The sequence below is a fragment of the Paenibacillus sp. 01T47 genome, from assembly GCF_056398245.1.
The window spans coordinates 38240-55650 of sequence record NZ_JBFTPA010000027.1; the positions used below are offsets into that span (position 1 = coordinate 38240).

Here is a 17411-nt window from a genome sequence, read left to right on the forward strand (position 1 = left end):
AATAAATTTTTAACTTCTCCTACTATACTCTACTTCTGGCTGTAGAAGCGAATCTTATAAAAGAAACAGCAAAGTATGACATTCCTGTCATGCATCCTACGATTTACTTAGTAAATACGCGCTCCGCAATCAGTTGTAAACGATCGACTGTTTGCAGCCATTGTCAGAATAAAATAAAGTAATAGACTGAAGTTACTTTATTAAGCCAACGAGCAGGATAGCTTAATCATATCTAGAATAAATATAGAAAAATACTAACAGCGTTTATAAGTCGAATGAAGAGTGGGGGAAGTTTCTTGGATGAGATTGCAAAAATCGCAAAAGAATTATTAAAGAATATTGAAGAAAATAAACGGAATCTTTTAAGCAGAAATGCTGATAAGAAGGTAATCAATTTTTATGAAATAAATAAGCCATATGGTTGTTTCTCAAATTTTTCGAAACATTCAATTACGTTACAAAACAAAGACTGGCCAACATCGGAACACTATTTTCAAGCTCAAAAGTTTGTAGGTACCGTTCATGAAGATGAAATACGTTTTGCAAGTACGCCAATGGATGCCGCCCGATTAGGCCGAGATAAAAATAAACCGCTCCGTAAAGATTGGGAAGAGTGCAAAGTTAACATTATGCGGGAAGCTATCGTCGCTAAAATAGAACAACATCCAAATGTTAAGTCAATTCTCTTATCAACTGGTGATTGTGCCATTGTTGAACATACAACCAATGATTCATATTGGGGAGATGGCGGTGACGGGCAAGGAAAAAACATGTTAGGCAATTTGTTGATGAACATCAGAAATAATATGGAGAACTATGAGCCAGAGTTCTTTCTTCCTCAATGGATTACGTTTCCAGACATTCATCCATTTAGCATTGGATGGAGAATGGGTATTGGTGAAACATATTTAACTTATTTGTGGGAGTGGAGAATGAAACAATCTCCTGAAGCTTTAAAAGAATACGATGATTACTTTACGCCACCTGAGGTTTGGGCTGACTCTAAAAAAATGCAAGAAGCAATGAGAAATAAATCGAACGAAGAATAATAAATCATTGAAACTTAATGGTTACGTATTAAAAGATTAAGCAAGGTCCTAGGATGATAGGTCGAAGAGAAATCTAAAACATAAATTTGAAATTGTTGTTCAAATATCGACGATTGTGACACAAGCCATAGAAAAAATCGATATACATACATATGTACAAAATAGTATAAAACTTCATATGCATAAATTCGCATAAAAGATTTGATTTAACTGAGGTTATATGGTTAGTGCCACAATGAGTAAGCCGCTTAGGGTGAGCAGATTCTGAAGAACATTATGGTCGCAATGACCTCAGTGCTATAATGTATGACATGTGCGAGTGGAGATATTATGCAGGTGGAGCAGCCACTTTTCATATGGTAGATGGTGGACACTTTTTTATTACAGAGAATTATGGACCTGTGTGGATATTATCTTTGACAATGTGGGATAAAATTCTAGAAAGCCAATAATAGATCGTTTTAGTGAACTAATCTTCATTTATATTAATTGAAAAAGAGGTTTTGAATCAATGAATAGCAAAATGATTTGGGGGATAGTATTATTAGCGCTGAGTTTGTTTTTTAAGCCATTATTGGCGATTGTGGGGCTGAATGAAACGTTGTTCGGATTGCAATGGCAAGGTGAAACTGTGTTTTCATTGCGTCCATTCTTAGTTCGGATTATTCTAGCAGTAATTGGTATTATCATGCTTATCATCGGCGGTAAGCAAGTTACAAGCAGATGAATAAATAGTTGAAAGGATCAAGAGCACAACAATTAATCTTGCTACAGTATTGAACTTTTAAATCAAAGTATTGAAGACCGAAAAAGACTATGATAATCCCCAAACGGGGATTTTTTAATGTTCGGAGAACAAAAGGAGCCAGTGAGGCTCCTTTTGTTTGTAATATCACGATTATGAAATGTGACACATCACGAACTTTAATATTGTCAGATGACAAGAATATGAGCCGATTAATTACCGCGTAATTAACGAAAATATACGCTAAGCCCTGAATCCGGCTTGGCGTTTTTTCTTACTTTAACCTGAAACGGTACGATCATTCAACAAGCCGAGTATCAAAGTTCTATTTATTACTAACTCGTGGATGTCGATTTGCCATTCTCTCGTTCGTTGTCTTTATAACGGCGAAGTTCAGCTGATCCTGGATGAAGGACATCCGGGAGATACGCAACGGTTGGAATCGACTACACGACACGAAAGGACAGGGATAAAAATGGGGAAAATCATCATGCAGCAATTCATTACGTTGGATGGCGTCATGCAGGCGCCTGGCGAACTCTATGAATTCGAGTATGGGGGCTGGCAGCGCTCCTATGTTGGCGAGGAGCACCTGGCACTCATTGTCGAGCAGGCCCACGCGGTTGAAGCACTTCTTCTGGGGCGTAAAACTTACGAGAGCTTCGCGGCAACATGGCCGTCAGCGATCGGCATGCGGGGGCTGGCCGATCGGATGAACGGCATGTCGAAGTTCGTGGCTTCGAGAACCCTAAGCCATGCGGAGTGGAATGCCACAATCATCCATGGCGACGCGGCAGAAGAAGCAGCGAAACTCAAGCAGGAGTTCAGCGGAGACTTGCTGGTCGTAGGCAGCGGCGATCTTGCACAAACGCTGATGAAGCATCATCTCATTGACGAATACCGGCTCTGGATCCATCCTGTGATCTTAGGTCGCGGACAACGGCTGTTCAGAGAAGGGATCGAGAAGGCTGCTATGCGCCTCATGGACGCCAAAACACTAAGCACAGGTGTCTCGATTCACATCTACCAGCCCGAGATAGGCAATTAACAACAAAGCCATCTGAATTCATTCAACCAGAGACGTCTCCATCATCGTTGTGCAAGTGGAGATGGGACGTCTTTTTACCATTCAGATGCCGATCAGCGATCGACACATTGGTTGATTCAGTAATATCATCCGCAATGATTGCTAAGAAAACATACGGGTGCTTACGATACCATAAAAAAAATTTGCGAGTATGTCGAGTTTGCCAAAATCTGTTCGTCGTCTGAATAGAGGCTCAAATATCCGTACGCAAGGGGAGAGATGAATATTAAAATAAAAGCAGTAATAACTGAAAAGGAGACGTACGATGCACACAGTAACTTCAAAGGACTGTACAAGATTGCCTATGATAGAGTTGGCCGGGGGCCGTCACACATTCTAGTATCGGGCGCGTTCAGCTATCGCAGATCCCCCGGAAAGGTGCTGTTGACTAATTTGTTGTCAGAGCATTTCACGGTCTACAATTGCAATTACGACTGAATAAAAGATTATCAAATGGACAATGAGAGGGGAATAAGATTATTATGTTTACAAATAAGCGGAATACGAGGACGATTCGTCTTCTTCTAATGTGTGGGGTTGTTTCCACACCGCTATTCTACATAGCAGCCATTATTCAATCGTTTACACGTACAGGATTCGATATCAGGCGCCACGCCATCAGTACCCTTACGTTGGGGGATTTGGGATGGATTCAAAGCGCAAATTTCTTCATGACAGGATTGCTTGCTGTTTGTGCAGCGATTGGAGTGCGCCGTTTGCTGCGAGGGCGTATGGGAGGCAAGTGGGGTTCGTTGCTCATTGGAATCTATGGGATTGGCATGATTCTGGCAGGTCTGTTTCGCCCAGATCCTGGCCTCAGCTTTCCCCCAGGTGCCTCTGCCGGAATGCCAACATCGATGAGCGTTCATGCAACACTCCATTCCGTTGCTTTCTTTACGGCTTTTATTTGTCTAGTTGCGGCAAGCATTGTTTTTGCACGTCGGTTTGCTACACAAGGCGAGCGTGGTTGGAGTATCTATTGTATTGCATCTTGTATCCTTGCGCCTGTGCTCATTATTTTAGGCTCAAGTATCGGCACTTGGATCGGCGTTATTATGGGGAGCGCTGGAATTGTTGCCTTCGGTTGGGTTTCGGTTCTTGCCGCGAGATTACGTGTTGAAGCCCTTCAGGCATAGATTCAACAAGAGAGAACCATTAATGATTTCCGATTCATTCGAGCCGGTTTCGTATAACCGCAGCATCAGTCTTACTTTGAACCATGACGATGAGTCATAAGTCAGAACGGCATATGCCAAGCTAAGCAAGTGCAGCGAAATCCCTGGTGTTTTATACGAACGATAGGGAGCTGTCTCGGCAGCTCCTTGTACATCTTCACAAAATAAAGGTTTTTGTATAGATGTACGGATAGGCGTTAAGATAACGGGCAGCTTTAGACATATTCGAACGGAGTGAGAGGTATGGATGTACAAAGTATTATTTCCAAAATTATGGATAGTCTTAAGCAAATCGATGGTGTGCAGGCTCTGGTTCTTGGTGGTTCAAGAGCTAGGGGGACTGAAAACCCCAACTCTGATATTGATATTGGAATTTATTATAACCTAAAGAATGGGTTAGACATTTCCCACCTTGATCAGATAGCTTCCACCTTGGATGATGATAATAGAGTCAATTTAATAACAGAAATCGGTGGATGGGGGCCATGGATTAATGGTGGTGGTTGGCTGAAAGTGCATCAACAACCGGTCGATTTTTTATACCGTGATCTTAATATAGTGTCAAAAGTAATTGACAACTGTCTCAGAGGGGATCTTACAATCGACTATCAACCGGGACATCATCATGGATTTATCAATTCTATATATTTAGCTGAAATCGCGTTGTGTAGGATTTTATGGGATCCAACAGGTCTTATTGGAGAAATGAAATCTAGAACAAGTCCATACTCGCACGTTTTGCAAAAAGCAGTAATTCAAAAATTTTTATGGGAAGCGAATTTCTCCTTAGAGAATGGGAAAAAAGGTATCTATAAAAATGATTTATCTTACTTTGCTGGATGTTGTTTTAAATCAGTCTCTTGTTTAAATCAGGTTTTGTTTGCACTTAATGAAACATACTGGATGAACGAAAAAGGAGCTGCTGCTATCGTCGATACTTTTAGCATGGTCCCAAGCAATTACTCCCATAGAATAAACAAGATATTCACCTTAGTGACAGAAGAGCAGGCCGGTTTGGAGAAAGCTCTAAGCCTGTTACATGATCTGACTCACGAAACAGACAATCTAGTGAAAAATAAAAATCTGCTGAACTAACGCGAATCTATAGCTTAATAAGCAACTAGAACGAGGCTGCCGGTACGGATCGGCAGCCTCGTTGCACTAACGGGCAGGTTAACGATGATTAAGTTAAAATTATTCGTTGTTAGGAGGAAATTATTTATCAATACATGCGTCATATTGGTGATTTTTTTATGATCCAATGCAAGTTCATTGATCAATCCGTTTAAGAAAATTGCAGCTGCAGTATTATAGAAAAACATTGTGGTATGACTGAAAAAATTGAACACTAAAATATATGGGAAAAATTAGATTTTACAATGGAAACTTTACATGAGTTTAGAATTACAATTCATGAAGAGCAAAATAAACTTTAAGGATTAACTCTAAAATTAACTCTAAGGATAATTAAGACAGCTGAATTGTAGCATTACTAATGAAATTAAACTCAAGATTTTAATAGTGTTAATTCACAAGAGCAAACCGTTTAATTTGGAGCGGAAGTTGTATGGAATTTATCATTATAATGAAGTACATAAAATGAAGGCAAGAGTAAGTGAAGTAACAGCAAGTTAAAGACGAATCAGTCATTAATATTAATTTCATCACTACTTCTTCACAAAACTCGTATTTTGTACATATGTATTAAAATCGATTTAAAGCCTAGTAACTACTGAATTTTCATTTACAACCGTGTCGGATGACACAAGAATTGATTCCATAAATGACAAGAACTTAACTTACCTTGGATTCTCCTATAACCGTACGTTCGCTCACGCTGTAGATAAATCGCTTTGATCCGCTGCTTGGTCTCGCCATCAGGGTCTGCTTGCTTACGCTTAAGATATCGATAGTACGCGCTTCTCCATACATCAAGCAATTCACATAGCAGGGTCACTGGGTAAACATCAGATAACTCCTCGATAATTGCATACTTGCCTTTCACACCTCCCGTTTCCAGATTTCTAAGCACTTTTTTAAAACCGTATTCTCCCGTTGAAGTTGTTGGTTGTAACGATCCTTATCTTTATATTCTTCGCGGCGGCCTCTGTTATTCAATAATCCGTACTTGCCTTTTTTCCTAAATTTATACACCTATTTACGAACTCTATCTTTATCTTGTATTCCATACTTCTCTGTAATTTGCTTGTACGTCCATCTATCCTCTTCGTGTAAACGTACGGCTTCTTTCCTTACTTCATATGAATACAATTTATTCGGTTGCTCTCTTTTCCTCATAAAAATACACCCCTAAAGTATCATCGGTTTCCCATATGGGTTTTTCCAATGTCTACTAAAAGGGGTGCACTTCAGTTTCGTGCATGGGCTTGTTTTGTTATTTGGGATGAGAACCCCATATTAGGCTTTACGTTATGCTAATGGTTCAGCTGCCATAAACTTCGAACTCATAAAGAGAATACCAGTGGCCTGTGCCTCGATCTGTCGCATGCATCCTTATATACCTTGCATTTACCGGTTCAAAGTAGATATCGTCTATACCACCGTCTCCATTCGTTGTCATGTATATATCCGTCCAGTTGGTTGCATCGTTCGACACCTGAATCTTATAGCCCTTAGCATAAGCATACTCCCAGTTGAGTTTGACATTGTTGACGCGGGTTTCCTGTCCGAGGTCTACATAGATCCATTGCGGATTTGAAAACAGGCTGGCCCATCTTGTCGTTACATTACCATCCACCGCTTTATCGGCCGTTAATGTGGATGTCTCGTTGGAAGAAGATGTTGCCGATTTGTTTAACGCTAGATTCGGTTTGCCATAAACCTGGAATTCATATAAGGAATAGCCATAGAAGGAGTAAGCTCTCTCGGTTCCGTACATTCTTACATACCTTGCATTTACGGCAGTAAAGAATATATCGTCAATCCCCCCGTCTCCATTCGTTGTCGTATACACATCCATCCAGTTGACACCGTCATTCGATACTTGAATCTTGTAGCCTTTGCCATAGGCAAGCTCCCAATTCAATATAACTCGATTTATGTTATAAGCCTGCCCAAGGTCGATCGTAATCCATTGCGGGTCTGCAAACTGACTGGCCCATCTTGTCGCCACGTTACCGTCAACCGCATTATTCGGAGAAAGAGCTGCCTCTTGATTGGAAGATGACGTAGCTGTATTATTTAACGCCAAATTTGTTGTAGTAGCGGATCCGACGCTGTTTCCATATACTTGAAACTCATAAATAGAGTAACCATAGCTCGTGCCCCTCTCTGTTGCGTGCATTCTCACATATCTTGCCGTTGTAGGCACAAAGCCTATATCGTCTACACCTCCGTTGCCTGTCGTTGTCGAGTACACATCGGTCCAATTGACCGCATCATTCGATACTTGAATTTTGTAGCTCTTGCCGTAAGCATACTCCCAGTTAAGTTTGACGCGTTTGATGTTGTAGGCTTGCCCGAGATCGACGTAAATCCACTCTGTACTTGAATACTGTTGGCTTGACCACCGTGTACCCGGCAAATTGTCAACAGCTTTAGCAGCGGATAGAGAAGAACTTTGGTTGGAAGAGGCTACTGCCGATTTACCGCTTGCAAGATTAACTGGAATGGTATACGTTCCTTTAACAAATTTGTAGATATCTTCATACATCTGTCTCCCGTCATAAACTCCGTTTACACCGTTGTTATTCTTGTTTTTATACAAGTTATATATCCCAAAAATATCTTGATACCAACCCTTGACCGCTCCCGTCATGTATCCGTATTCTACGCCGGCCTTTAAGTAATTATCGAATCGGTTTTTAAAATCGGGGTCGAACATCGCTCTTTCGTCAAACTCCATTTCGATGCCCTTATTATATGTTTGAGCTTGGGTCGATACATTCGTCATTCTCGAATAATCAGTCTCCGGAACGAAATAGTGATTGGGCTGCTGGATGCTAAAATCGATTGCATAATTATTCCAGTTATTGCTTTGTCCGGCACCAAAGTAAGGAATCCAGGCAAGTTTCAGACCAAGCGTATGAAGATAGTTACCAGAGTTATTAATTGCATTTACTTCACCCGGATTGCCGGGATCAATATCTTCATGGAACCAGTAGAAGCCTTTTAATTCAAGGTTGCTGTATTGGGCTTGATTCCATCTGCTTAATACGGTGTCGATATACCATTTGGTTACCTTCGTCATATTGCTAGGCGTCGAATTCAGATTTTCGCTGATTCCGTCGTTATCGACATCTCCGAAATTGGTGATTTCACTATTAGGATAAGGCATCATAATATATACTTTGGATTTGTAATTTGTTAGATTTAGTGTGGTTGCAACTTGCTGGGTTGCTTGGTTGAGGGCATCGAGTTGTTGATTAGCGGTGAAAATGCGGTTTATATACCATTCCCAATCCGCCTTATAGGTCCACTTGGCAGGGTCCGCTGTATCACCAAAATCTCTATAGTCAGATGTGTTGATTCCTAGAAATAGAAATGAATCGAAAAAGGTGTCATCCATCACATTATTACTGTTGTAGTGCGCAACATAGGGCAAAAGCGTATACTTGTCATACGTGCCGATTTCTCTTCCCTCATATGTCGTTCGTCCACCGTAATATCCAGTATAAAGCAAGGCCATGTTCTTCACATTCCCAGATGCCGCGGTATTTGGTGGGAAATATCCTGTTGCAGCAGCAGAGGAAAGCGGCTGTTCTAAGTTAGACTGGGGTTGTTGCTCGAGATCAGGATCGGACTTTTCTTGTTGTCCCTGCTGATTAGGAACTTCAAGTAAAGGCTGTTGATCCTCCTGCCCCTGCGGAATCTTCGGCGACCTATCCCCTTCTCCCTTCACTACTGATGGTTGAACAGAAAAAACAATCGATAAGATTAACACAAATGATAACAGCAAGGAACTTCGTCTTGGATACCTCTGACTTCGCTTCATCTTTCATCCCCATTTCTTAGGTTTAAATGATTTTAACAAGTCTGGTACATGGTCTTGATCCGAGTGTCCATTTTATCCAAGCTCCAAACGGCCTCTTTACGACTAATTCTATGAGGCAATTTTATGCTTGGAAATAGATATTTGTTTACTTTCATATACACCTTTTTACAAATCAAAAAAATGAACCGATGCACCTTTCTCTCGTTTCTTCACATGTGACCTACGCACATATATTCAAACCCATACGCCGCAAGAAATTCTCCAAAAAAAAATTGCCCTTATTTGTGGTACGGTTCACCGCGTTTGATCTTAAACTATCCTGCCCGTAAGCTCAATGGCCTGCAGAACATAGTTACAAAATTCAATTAATGCTAATTGAAGATATTATCAACGAATTCCAAAAAGCACTAAATAAATGAAAAGTCCCTTTTTACCATTTTCTCTTTGTAGTCGATTTTGGTTTGATTATGAAATATGCAAAACACTTGATAAAATAGTTCATCGGCAATCGGTATACATTCTTGGCCTTTTTCGGCATTCGGTACATATTCTTGACATTGCACACTGCCAAGAATATGTACCGATAAAACAAAAAAACCGCGATTTACGCGGTAGTTAATCGGCTCATATTCTTGTCATCCGACATTACATGGCTTGTGTCACAATCTATCTTGTATTCTTAGCATTGTTATTTTGTCCACACACCTTAGATCGAGGAAGCGCTCTCACACTCCCCCCTTGATCCAATAGAAGGTAGCCGGTATCATTAGTATCGGCAAATTTGATTGCTATTAATCAAATATAATGATATTCATAGGACGCACACTACGCCAGCACCTCTTGAGGTCGCATCGAGTTGGCTGCGCGCAGTTGTCCGTTAACAGTGGCTTTCCATCCGCTCAATTGTCTATCTGTGAGCTACTGACTTCCTCAAAGAATATTACAATCATCCTATTCATTTTTGTTCCATCAGATATAGGGCAATCAACACTAAGCTCCTCTAGAATTGAATATAACCTGACGATTTCCCTACTTTTTTTGGAACAGATAGTCAAACTGCTTCCGGAATATATCAGCACGGCGCGGATCGGGGATAATATTCTATCATCTGCAAACTGAACATATAGTATGATTTTCACCTTTACTTATTCTATAGCTTTGTCTATACTCTTGGTGCAGAGGCCCTCTTACATAATTCACTAATATTTCTAATTAAAGGAGATGTAAGGATGAAGAAAGGTATATTTTCCCTCTCACTTGTTTTAGTCATGCTTTTGAGTTTTGCAGCAACAGCATTCGCTGCGTTTAGTTACACTAGCCCGAACGTTACAATCTCAAGCGGAACCATTAAATTTGGACATGGCGTTATTGTTAACACGGGTAAATACCGTGATACTTTGACGATTAATGTTTATCGCGGGAACACATTTGTTGCTTCCAAACAAATCACGTTGAACCCTCAAGAATGGACTTATCCGGGTTCTACAACCACACCATTATTAACAATAGCAACTGGACAACCAGCTGGCGAATACCGTTATATGTTATCAGCTCCAGGGAGCTGGCATGTTATGGCAGGTTTTGCGAGTTAATAGCGAATAAATAGTAATTATCATTAAAACCTCTCGTCTATGACGAGAGGTTTATTAAATTATTAGGACTTAAAATGCGAAAAAAAAGAGCGAATCTCAGGAGGAATTCCTGAAATCGCTCAGCTTGACTGTAAGTATTTTAAATCCATCTTGTTTCTAGGATGTATACGATGTCAAATGAACATTGGGGTATAACAAATGATCGCTTAGCTTAACAATATTTCACCTTCAAAATCTCAATATAATTTGAATCAATTCCAGTAATATTGGATACTGTTCCAATTTCAATTCCTTGTTTTAAGGCATTTCGGGCAATTCTCAAGTTATGTTTCATTTTCAACACCCTATCTTTGAATAAAATATCGTCAAAATCTAAATATTCATCAGCAATTTCTCCGTCTAAATTAAATTCAATATCATAAGTACCGATGTGTTCTTCTAAATAAAAAATATTTACTGAACAAAATATTACTGCTTCTTCAAGGTTAAAAGTATATTTAAGGTACATTGACCGTTCATGTACACTAATAAAATCCTCATACAACTTTCCATGAAATGTGTCGTGGTAATCGTCTTTCTCTTCTTGACACCATTTTCTAAAATAACTCCAAAAGCCTTCGACAGTCCTATTTAATGCATTATGGCTAGTTTCCCATTCAAGTAATGATTTTTTGTTCATACTATATTTCACTTCCTACAACATTATATCATGCATGTTTTCCATTTTATCCTGATTTCATTGAACTATCCTGCACGTTAGTTGAGAAAACACCAGTCGGTCATTGGCCGGCTGCCGTCGTGTCAGGATTGAGTTATCGTTCATCCGTATGGCTGAGTGTCTCGACTTCCAGCAAACGTAGTGGGATTTGTTCAGAATTTCTATTTAGTTCCTAACAAACGGGGGGATTTTATGGGGCCGCATACTAAGTACCGACCCGATCAGTAAACACTTCATCAAAATTCCTATTCAGCAAATCTTCCTTTGTAATATAAAAATAAAGTAATCCTGATAAATCCCATTGCATTCCTATTTCATCATTGGTATCTGCCTGAAATAACAACTCAGTATCAGCATCTTGAAAGTCATACTGTAATCCATTTATATAACCAAAAAAGCGAAATCCAATATCATGATTACACATCTCATAATATGAAGAGCAGAAGTTCTCGTAGAGGACATACGCTTCCTCGTCGTTATCAAATAAACGTTTTTCATTAATAAGTGAGTTAACCGGAATCATGTTTTCAAATTTTACATTCATTAAACAACTCGAAAATGAAATGATATCGGGATCTGCCTGAATTCGTTTCAGATCGGATAAATCAGATGTGTACAGCACCACGTTTTGATCTTTTGGAAAGGCGTCATATAAAAATTCATCAGAGAAACGCACATCATCATCACAAGGATAAAAAAAATGAAGAATCCCAGTGGCAGGGTAATTCTGATCTATCGAAGACATAGGAAATTCCTCTAAATTTATTTGTGCTATAAAACTCATTGGATGCCCTTCCCAGTCCGGCCACGTAAAACCCATTGGAATATCAGGGTTCCCTCCAATCTTACTTTTTCCGATAGGAATTTCATCTTCTGGTGCTATAGTCGGTTCTAGGAAGAAACCAGGCTTCACTAACTGATTGTATTTCTCCCAATGCCTTTCCAAACCTGCGTTCAAAAATAATTGTTTGATTACCTCCAATGACGGCTCCGGCTGCATCATTCGCATATCCTCCATAAAATAGTATCTACTGTATTTCGACAGAAGATATTCATCCCCTTTAGCTAAACAAAAAAGGAGATCCGTCTATTCAATTATCCTATCCTTCAGTTGAATAGCGGCGGATTTCTAAAGGGGTATCCGCCGCCAATACGCATTAAAAAAATCGTCGATAAAGTTCTCTCCGACGCTCGCCGCGGAGCTGTGCGTAAATTTGTGTGGTTGATGCTTTCTCATGACCAAGCATACCTTGGATGAAATCTAGAGGAGCACCATTATCAAGGAGCTGGCATGCATAAGTATGTCTAAAGCGATGAGGATATACGTTCGCTTCAATTTCTCCCCGATCTGCAAGCCGTTTTAATGCCCATCTAATCGTAGGTATAGCCATACGTTTTGTTGGATGAGTATCGGTTACAAATACGGCTTTACAGGAATCCCCACGACTGGCCAGGGACTTCTTTAACCATACTTTGCACTCTGTCGTAAAGTAAACTTCTCTCTGCTTCGAACCCTTGCCATTAACGATTGCTGAGCAGTTCTCCCAATTAAGGTCCTCGATATTGATCTTCTCCACCTCCCCAACCCGGCAGCCGGTACAGTAGAGAAACTCAAGCAGCGCTCTTTCTCTGAGTGACTGACAAGAGATCTTCAAGTGTATAACGTCTTCCTCAATCAAAAACTTAGGAATGCTCTTATCTAATTTTGGTTCTCTCAATTTTAGAGAGGGATTTGAAGTCAGATACGTCTCTTCATACGCGTAACGGAAAAGAGAACGAACAAACCGAATTCGATGGCCTAGGCTGCTTGGCTTCAACCGATCTGCTTGTTTTGCCAAGTACTCCTTAAGCATTGTTAACGTTACCTCCGTTATATCGAGGCCACCTAGCTCCAGTATTAACATTTTGTGCTGAAGGGCGTATGCCTTTAATGTTTTTGGACTGAACCCTTGAATACGTTTGTCAGCTTCATACAACCTCCACAACTCATTTAAGTTCATAACAAAACCTCCCTTTAGAAGCTATTAAATCTAGTTTGCTTCTAAGGAGAGGTTTTAATCTGCCTACAGTATTGAACTAGCGTTTCCTGTTAGTTGAATGTTTTCAGTTATTAGTACCCTTAATCTATAGTTTGTTTGCTAACAATCTCTTTATTTTTATTAAAGAGAGCAACCTCATTTGGTGATGACCATAATATTTCACCTAAGTACCGCGCATAGGCCCATTCATTCGGTCGATCCCTAAAAACCTCTGAGCGGAGTATCTCTACATTTTTTTTATCACTAACAATTAAGTAAGCTTTTACAACCGCTACTTCATGAATTATATATATACTTGCTTTTAGTTTTCTATCAGGGCTTATAATAGGCTTTTTCCAATACCAATCATTTTTCAATTCAGCTCTTTTCACTTTTTCAAATGCTAGTTCGAATGGAGCTGAATCCCAATATTTTTCAGAAATAAGCTTATCAATTCCTCTCCTCAATAATTTAAATGTTGTATCTTTTTTTTCCTGATCATTCATAGTGAAAAATGAATCAACATGAAATTGAACTTGAACAGTACAAACACCTGAATAGTCTTTGACTCGCGGATCAATGATTTCATCCACACATTCAATTAATACTTTCCATGAATCAGTTGTCTTGAATTTATCAAAAGATCTTTCATATAAAGAAGTGATACATCGGATTTGATCGCGAAATTGAACTCGTTTATGTTTCCAAGATGCTTCATAATCTTCAGGTGTTCCAGCTTCTTTTGTATAGGGTATGTCTAAATCAAACTCTTTTAGAATGGGCATTCCTAACCCTCAATTCTATCGATTATTAATTATAAATTCAGGTACATAGTTGAATTATCCTGCCCGATAGCTTAATGAGGATTATGTGAAGTTAGTCCTAATTTATCAATGAGAAAATCTCCTTGTTCTATTTTCAACGTTTTCTTTTCATGACTAAATTCCCATCCATTTTCAATCGCATATCTAATTAAACGTTCACAATTACTTGGCTTATGTGGGATGAAATGCCAGCTACCTTCCCATGTAAATAAGACTTCAAAATATGAGGTTTTTGATGAATAGACCTTAAAATTCACAAATTTATTACTAGGAATCTCATTAATAACGCAGTGGAATTGAGAACCATTTACCATCATCTTTTTAGTTCTTTTGCAGAATGTCTTCCCCATTAAGATACACCTCCTGAATACGACATTTTTGAAGAATAACGAGCATTACTGTTACTTTGAAAGTATAGCGCATATTGGAATCAACCTGCCCGTTAGCTTAACAAAGAAATGGAGCAGCTGCCGCAGCAAACTGCTCCATGATTGTTCAACTATCGTTCCCAGTTAGCGTAACAACCATACCGACAGCTGAATGGTTCGAAGCGTGAATATGGTTCTATGAGAAGGTACAGACATCCGAATTATAACTATCTTATTCAATCTTTCTTACAAATTCAGCTTGATTAATTAAGTCTGTATTCCTGGTATGGATTTCATAATCTTTAATTAAAATTGTTCCCATTCTATGCTCACTATCAAATCCCGGCATATTTTCTAATCTAAAACTATTCTCATGTGATTCTTCATAAGTCGCTTTAGGTAAATGACTCGTAATATCAGGAGCAAAGAACCCTGAATCCATATAGTATCCCGATATTTCAACTTCACCTTCAAAATAAGCATTCACGGTTTCCGTTTCTTTATCATAATTAATAGAGATCAATGTTAATCCCGCTATTTGATCACCTACCTTAACCTTTGAAGGATTAAAGTGTACATAATGGTTATCAATTGAATTACAACCTGTCATGAGTAAAAGTATACTAACGAGTAGCATAAATCCTTTCAACCTGTATCACCTACAATGTCTTCTGTAGTTTCGTAAATCCTAAAATTTGTGAAAATCATAAATAGCTTAATATTTAACATATTCGTGAAATGATTGAATTATCCTTGCCCGTTAGCTTAATAAAAAAATGGAGCAGTTGCCATAGCAGGCTGCCCCTTGATTGTTTAACTATCGTTTCCCGTTAGTTCAATCAAGTATCTTCCAAAATGCTATCTACTCAGCTTTAAAGGTGATTTCCTTACTCATAAACTTTTACAAACGCCAACATTTCAGTAACGTACTCACGTGCTTATTCGAGTATAGAAAGCCCTCAATAGAGTAGCATCAAACTTGCAGCTGTCGATTTCAACTGGTTACCCTTCCAATTCTTTGCGTTTCTTCTCCACAAGTTCGTTCACATCGAACATCTCGATTGGACCAATACCCCTCTCGTTCAACTGTTTCTGAATATCAATGTTTGAATCAAGTTTTTCAATTGTTCCCTTTTCTGTATCCAGAAGTCCATGCTCCGTTTTATTATCATAATCGACTCTTTTGTAAAGCACATAGACATCATTCCATCCGACTTTTTCTACACTAGGTTCAACTACTTGTGGAGAACCATCAGGTTTTTTTCGGATAAAATTAAGCCCAGGGTTGCCCCCATATAAACGATACTCGTTGGGCAAAATGAGAATTTCCGGCTGACCATCCCTATAATCATTGACCGCTGATTGAATACATCCTGATAAAGTTAAGATTATTATGGGCAAAATAAACATAAAAAACTTTCGCATTTATTAGTCCTCCTACCAAAACGAAGAATTTAAAATAACTCATTGGAATTAGCGATTTGAATGAGCAACAAAAGGTTTATGCCACATACCATTAACTTGAGTTGTCTTTCAAAACTGATTCATGTGTAGAGCAATTACCTTGAATTTAAGTTCGTGATGTTATTGAGCAATCCTGCCCGTTAGCTTAACAAAGAAATGAGCAGCTGCCGTAGCAAACTGCTCTTTGTATGTTCAACTATCATTAGCCATTAGCTTAAAAAATCGTGCACAGTTAAAATTAACTTTTATTTAAAAGTATCAGTCTTTTAGCAAAATAATTTTTTTCAATTATTCTTTTCACTAAACCATATTTATTTGTTTCGAATAGGTTATCGTTTTCTACTGACAGGATAGTTATGGGTTTATCTGTTGTCGTAGTTCCTTGTTGGAAACTTATTATTAAATTTGAATGTACTTTGTTTGACTTTTTCAGAGGTTTAGAGTTTGAATGAATGGTTTCTCCTTTAATATTAATTCTCCCTTCCTCATTACGCCACCATTTAAATGTTTCGATTTCGGAGAGTGACCAATTTAGGTATTCTATCCACCCTTCTCCGGATTCAAGAAAGTAAATTATCTCATCACTTGTTCCCGGTACAAATAAAGCATCTGCAGACCATGCTCCGACTATTTCATCCATATGTTTAAACCTCCATAGTTATCAATTTTTTCTCAACTATCGTTTCCCTTTAGTTTAAAAGTCGCAATCTTAAAATCATTAAGTCTTCATCGAAATACTGTTCATCAAACTTTAATGCATGTGGTTCTATACCGTAAACTTCAAACCCCAGCGAGACATATAAGCGTTTTGCTGATTTGTTATTAGACACAACCGTCAAATGAATCTGTTCCAACCCTTCACATTCTTTTGTTGCTCTTTCAATCAAGGCTAATAGAAGGGCTTTACTTACCCCCCCCGTCCTCGAAATTGAGGCTCTACGTACATACCGTAAATGTTTCCTTTATGTGCCGTCTTAAGCCTGTTTTCACGTGAAAAATTGACAATGCCAACTAATGTGTTACTGTCGTCAAAACATCCCAATGTAAATTGATCTTTTGTATGGTGTATTCTTTCTATAATGTGCCCCAGTGGTTTAGTTTCTTCTTGCTCATACGTTGATCCAAATGCATCGGGGTCATTTTTCAATGCACGTAACCTTACTTCTCTATACACTTGGGCATCAGAGTCATTCAACAGACGAATGTTCATTAGTCACTTCCGATCATTTATCAAATTGTTCTAAATAAAACTTGCGGATTGAAGTAAACTGCCCGTTAGCTTAATCATTTGTTTTGTTCCAAGATAAAAGCTTCGACTCGATCAATTAGTGATTTTATTTCCTGAACCGTATCTAGAATCAATTCTCCCTCAAGATTCTCAGTCTTTAAATTCTTATAATACTCTTTGAGTTCGGGC

The 17411-nt window shown here is 38.8% G+C and carries 17 protein-coding genes; 6 read left to right on the forward strand and 11 right to left on the reverse strand.

From position 1 onward, the window contains the following. The first annotated feature begins 296 nt into the window (after nucleotides 1-296). The 5 genes from AC1DOV_RS31215 to AC1DOV_RS31235 all read left to right on the forward strand — a co-directional run bounded on the left by AC1DOV_RS31215 (nucleotide 297) and on the right by AC1DOV_RS31235 (nucleotide 5151). Nucleotides 297-1049: an NADAR family protein gene (locus tag AC1DOV_RS31215; RefSeq protein ID WP_477551884.1), complete on the forward strand. Its 753-nt coding sequence runs from the start codon at nucleotides 297-299 to the stop codon at nucleotides 1047-1049. A gap of 511 nt (nucleotides 1050-1560) precedes the next feature. Next, nucleotides 1561-1776, forward strand: a complete 216-nt coding sequence (locus tag AC1DOV_RS31220) for a hypothetical protein (protein WP_477551885.1) — start codon at nucleotides 1561-1563, stop codon at nucleotides 1774-1776. A 508-nt stretch (nucleotides 1777-2284) separates the two neighbouring features. Beyond that, the gene (locus AC1DOV_RS31225) at nucleotides 2285-2842 is read left to right on the forward strand and encodes a dihydrofolate reductase family protein (protein ID WP_477551886.1); all 558 of its coding nucleotides are present in this window, start codon (nucleotides 2285-2287) and stop codon (nucleotides 2840-2842) included. Nucleotides 2843-3363: 521 nt separating this feature from the next. Next, nucleotides 3364-4017, forward strand: coding sequence for a DUF998 domain-containing protein (locus AC1DOV_RS31230; protein WP_477551887.1), 654 nt, complete (start codon nucleotides 3364-3366; stop codon nucleotides 4015-4017). Nucleotides 4018-4299: 282 nt separating this feature from the next. Further along, a complete protein-coding gene (locus AC1DOV_RS31235; RefSeq protein ID WP_477551888.1) occupies nucleotides 4300-5151 on the forward strand; it encodes a nucleotidyltransferase domain-containing protein in 852 nt (283 codons plus the stop codon). Between the two features lie 1348 nt (nucleotides 5152-6499). Here the strand turns inward: AC1DOV_RS31235 and AC1DOV_RS31240 are convergent. Next, nucleotides 6500-9010, reverse strand: coding sequence for a discoidin domain-containing protein (locus AC1DOV_RS31240; RefSeq protein ID WP_477551889.1), 2511 nt, complete (start codon nucleotides 9008-9010; stop codon nucleotides 6500-6502). A 1229-nt stretch (nucleotides 9011-10239) separates the two neighbouring features. Between AC1DOV_RS31240 and AC1DOV_RS31245 the strand changes: the two genes are divergently transcribed. Beyond that, nucleotides 10240-10602 (forward strand): hypothetical protein, encoded by a 363-nt coding sequence (locus AC1DOV_RS31245; RefSeq protein WP_477551890.1) that lies wholly within the window; start codon nucleotides 10240-10242, stop codon nucleotides 10600-10602. Nucleotides 10603-10813: 211 nt separating this feature from the next. On the opposite strand, the gene AC1DOV_RS31250 is transcribed toward AC1DOV_RS31245, so the two are convergent. The 10 genes from AC1DOV_RS31250 to AC1DOV_RS31295 form a co-directional block, all read right to left on the reverse strand. Then, the gene (locus AC1DOV_RS31250) at nucleotides 10814-11281 is read right to left on the reverse strand and encodes a hypothetical protein (RefSeq protein ID WP_477551891.1); all 468 of its coding nucleotides are present in this window, start codon (nucleotides 11279-11281) and stop codon (nucleotides 10814-10816) included. A 244-nt stretch (nucleotides 11282-11525) separates the two neighbouring features. Next, a complete protein-coding gene (locus AC1DOV_RS31255; RefSeq protein WP_477551892.1) occupies nucleotides 11526-12323 on the reverse strand; it encodes a YwqG family protein in 798 nt (265 codons plus the stop codon). A gap of 154 nt (nucleotides 12324-12477) precedes the next feature. Then, nucleotides 12478-13320, reverse strand: a complete 843-nt coding sequence (locus AC1DOV_RS31260) for a tyrosine-type recombinase/integrase (RefSeq protein WP_477551893.1) — start codon at nucleotides 13318-13320, stop codon at nucleotides 12478-12480. Between the two features lie 119 nt (nucleotides 13321-13439). Next, nucleotides 13440-14123 (reverse strand): hypothetical protein, encoded by a 684-nt coding sequence (locus AC1DOV_RS31265; RefSeq protein ID WP_477551894.1) that lies wholly within the window; start codon nucleotides 14121-14123, stop codon nucleotides 13440-13442. A 71-nt stretch (nucleotides 14124-14194) separates the two neighbouring features. Next, nucleotides 14195-14512 carry a hypothetical protein gene (locus tag AC1DOV_RS31270; RefSeq protein ID WP_477551895.1) on the reverse strand — a complete coding sequence of 106 codons (318 nt, stop codon included), beginning with the start codon at nucleotides 14510-14512 and terminating at the stop codon, nucleotides 14195-14197. Nucleotides 14513-14762: 250 nt separating this feature from the next. Further along, nucleotides 14763-15179: a hypothetical protein gene (locus tag AC1DOV_RS31275; RefSeq protein ID WP_477551896.1), complete on the reverse strand. Its 417-nt coding sequence runs from the start codon at nucleotides 15177-15179 to the stop codon at nucleotides 14763-14765. Nucleotides 15180-15532: 353 nt separating this feature from the next. Next, nucleotides 15533-15955 (reverse strand): hypothetical protein, encoded by a 423-nt coding sequence (locus AC1DOV_RS31280; protein WP_477551897.1) that lies wholly within the window; start codon nucleotides 15953-15955, stop codon nucleotides 15533-15535. 277 nt (nucleotides 15956-16232) lie between these two features. After that, nucleotides 16233-16634: a hypothetical protein gene (locus AC1DOV_RS31285; protein ID WP_477551898.1), complete on the reverse strand. Its 402-nt coding sequence runs from the start codon at nucleotides 16632-16634 to the stop codon at nucleotides 16233-16235. Between the two features lie 49 nt (nucleotides 16635-16683). Next, nucleotides 16684-16881 carry a GNAT family N-acetyltransferase gene (locus tag AC1DOV_RS31290; RefSeq protein WP_477551899.1) on the reverse strand — a complete coding sequence of 66 codons (198 nt, stop codon included), beginning with the start codon at nucleotides 16879-16881 and terminating at the stop codon, nucleotides 16684-16686. A 20-nt stretch (nucleotides 16882-16901) separates the two neighbouring features. Further along, entirely contained in the window at nucleotides 16902-17204 is a 303-nt protein-coding gene (locus tag AC1DOV_RS31295; protein WP_477551900.1) for a GNAT family N-acetyltransferase, read from the reverse strand. Nucleotides 17205-17411 lie beyond the last annotated feature (207 nt).

What these genes read in the sequence shown, in the direction of transcription:
- AC1DOV_RS31220 (WP_477551885.1), top strand. Translation starts at nt 1,561, where the DNA reads ATGAATAGCAAAATGATTTGGGGGATAGTATTATTAGCGCTGAGTTTG.
- AC1DOV_RS31225 (WP_477551886.1), top strand. Translation starts at nt 2,285, where the DNA reads ATGCAGCAATTCATTACGTTGGATGGCGTCATGCAGGCGCCTGGCGAA.
- AC1DOV_RS31230 (WP_477551887.1), top strand. Translation starts at nt 3,364, where the DNA reads ATGTTTACAAATAAGCGGAATACGAGGACGATTCGTCTTCTTCTAATG.
- AC1DOV_RS31235 (WP_477551888.1), top strand. Translation starts at nt 4,300, where the DNA reads ATGGATGTACAAAGTATTATTTCCAAAATTATGGATAGTCTTAAGCAA.
- AC1DOV_RS31240 (WP_477551889.1), bottom strand. Translation starts at nt 9,010, where the DNA reads ATGAAGCGAAGTCAGAGGTATCCAAGACGAAGTTCCTTGCTGTTATCA.
- AC1DOV_RS31245 (WP_477551890.1), top strand. Translation starts at nt 10,240, where the DNA reads ATGAAGAAAGGTATATTTTCCCTCTCACTTGTTTTAGTCATGCTTTTG.
- AC1DOV_RS31250 (WP_477551891.1), bottom strand. Translation starts at nt 11,281, where the DNA reads ATGAACAAAAAATCATTACTTGAATGGGAAACTAGCCATAATGCATTA.
- AC1DOV_RS31255 (WP_477551892.1), bottom strand. Translation starts at nt 12,323, where the DNA reads ATGATGCAGCCGGAGCCGTCATTGGAGGTAATCAAACAATTATTTTTG.
- AC1DOV_RS31260 (WP_477551893.1), bottom strand. Translation starts at nt 13,320, where the DNA reads ATGAACTTAAATGAGTTGTGGAGGTTGTATGAAGCTGACAAACGTATT.
- AC1DOV_RS31265 (WP_477551894.1), bottom strand. Translation starts at nt 14,123, where the DNA reads ATGCCCATTCTAAAAGAGTTTGATTTAGACATACCCTATACAAAAGAA.
- AC1DOV_RS31270 (WP_477551895.1), bottom strand. Translation starts at nt 14,512, where the DNA reads ATGGGGAAGACATTCTGCAAAAGAACTAAAAAGATGATGGTAAATGGT.
- AC1DOV_RS31280 (WP_477551897.1), bottom strand. Translation starts at nt 15,955, where the DNA reads ATGCGAAAGTTTTTTATGTTTATTTTGCCCATAATAATCTTAACTTTA.
- AC1DOV_RS31285 (WP_477551898.1), bottom strand. Translation starts at nt 16,634, where the DNA reads ATGGATGAAATAGTCGGAGCATGGTCTGCAGATGCTTTATTTGTACCG.
- AC1DOV_RS31295 (WP_477551900.1), bottom strand. Translation starts at nt 17,204, where the DNA reads ATGAACATTCGTCTGTTGAATGACTCTGATGCCCAAGTGTATAGAGAA.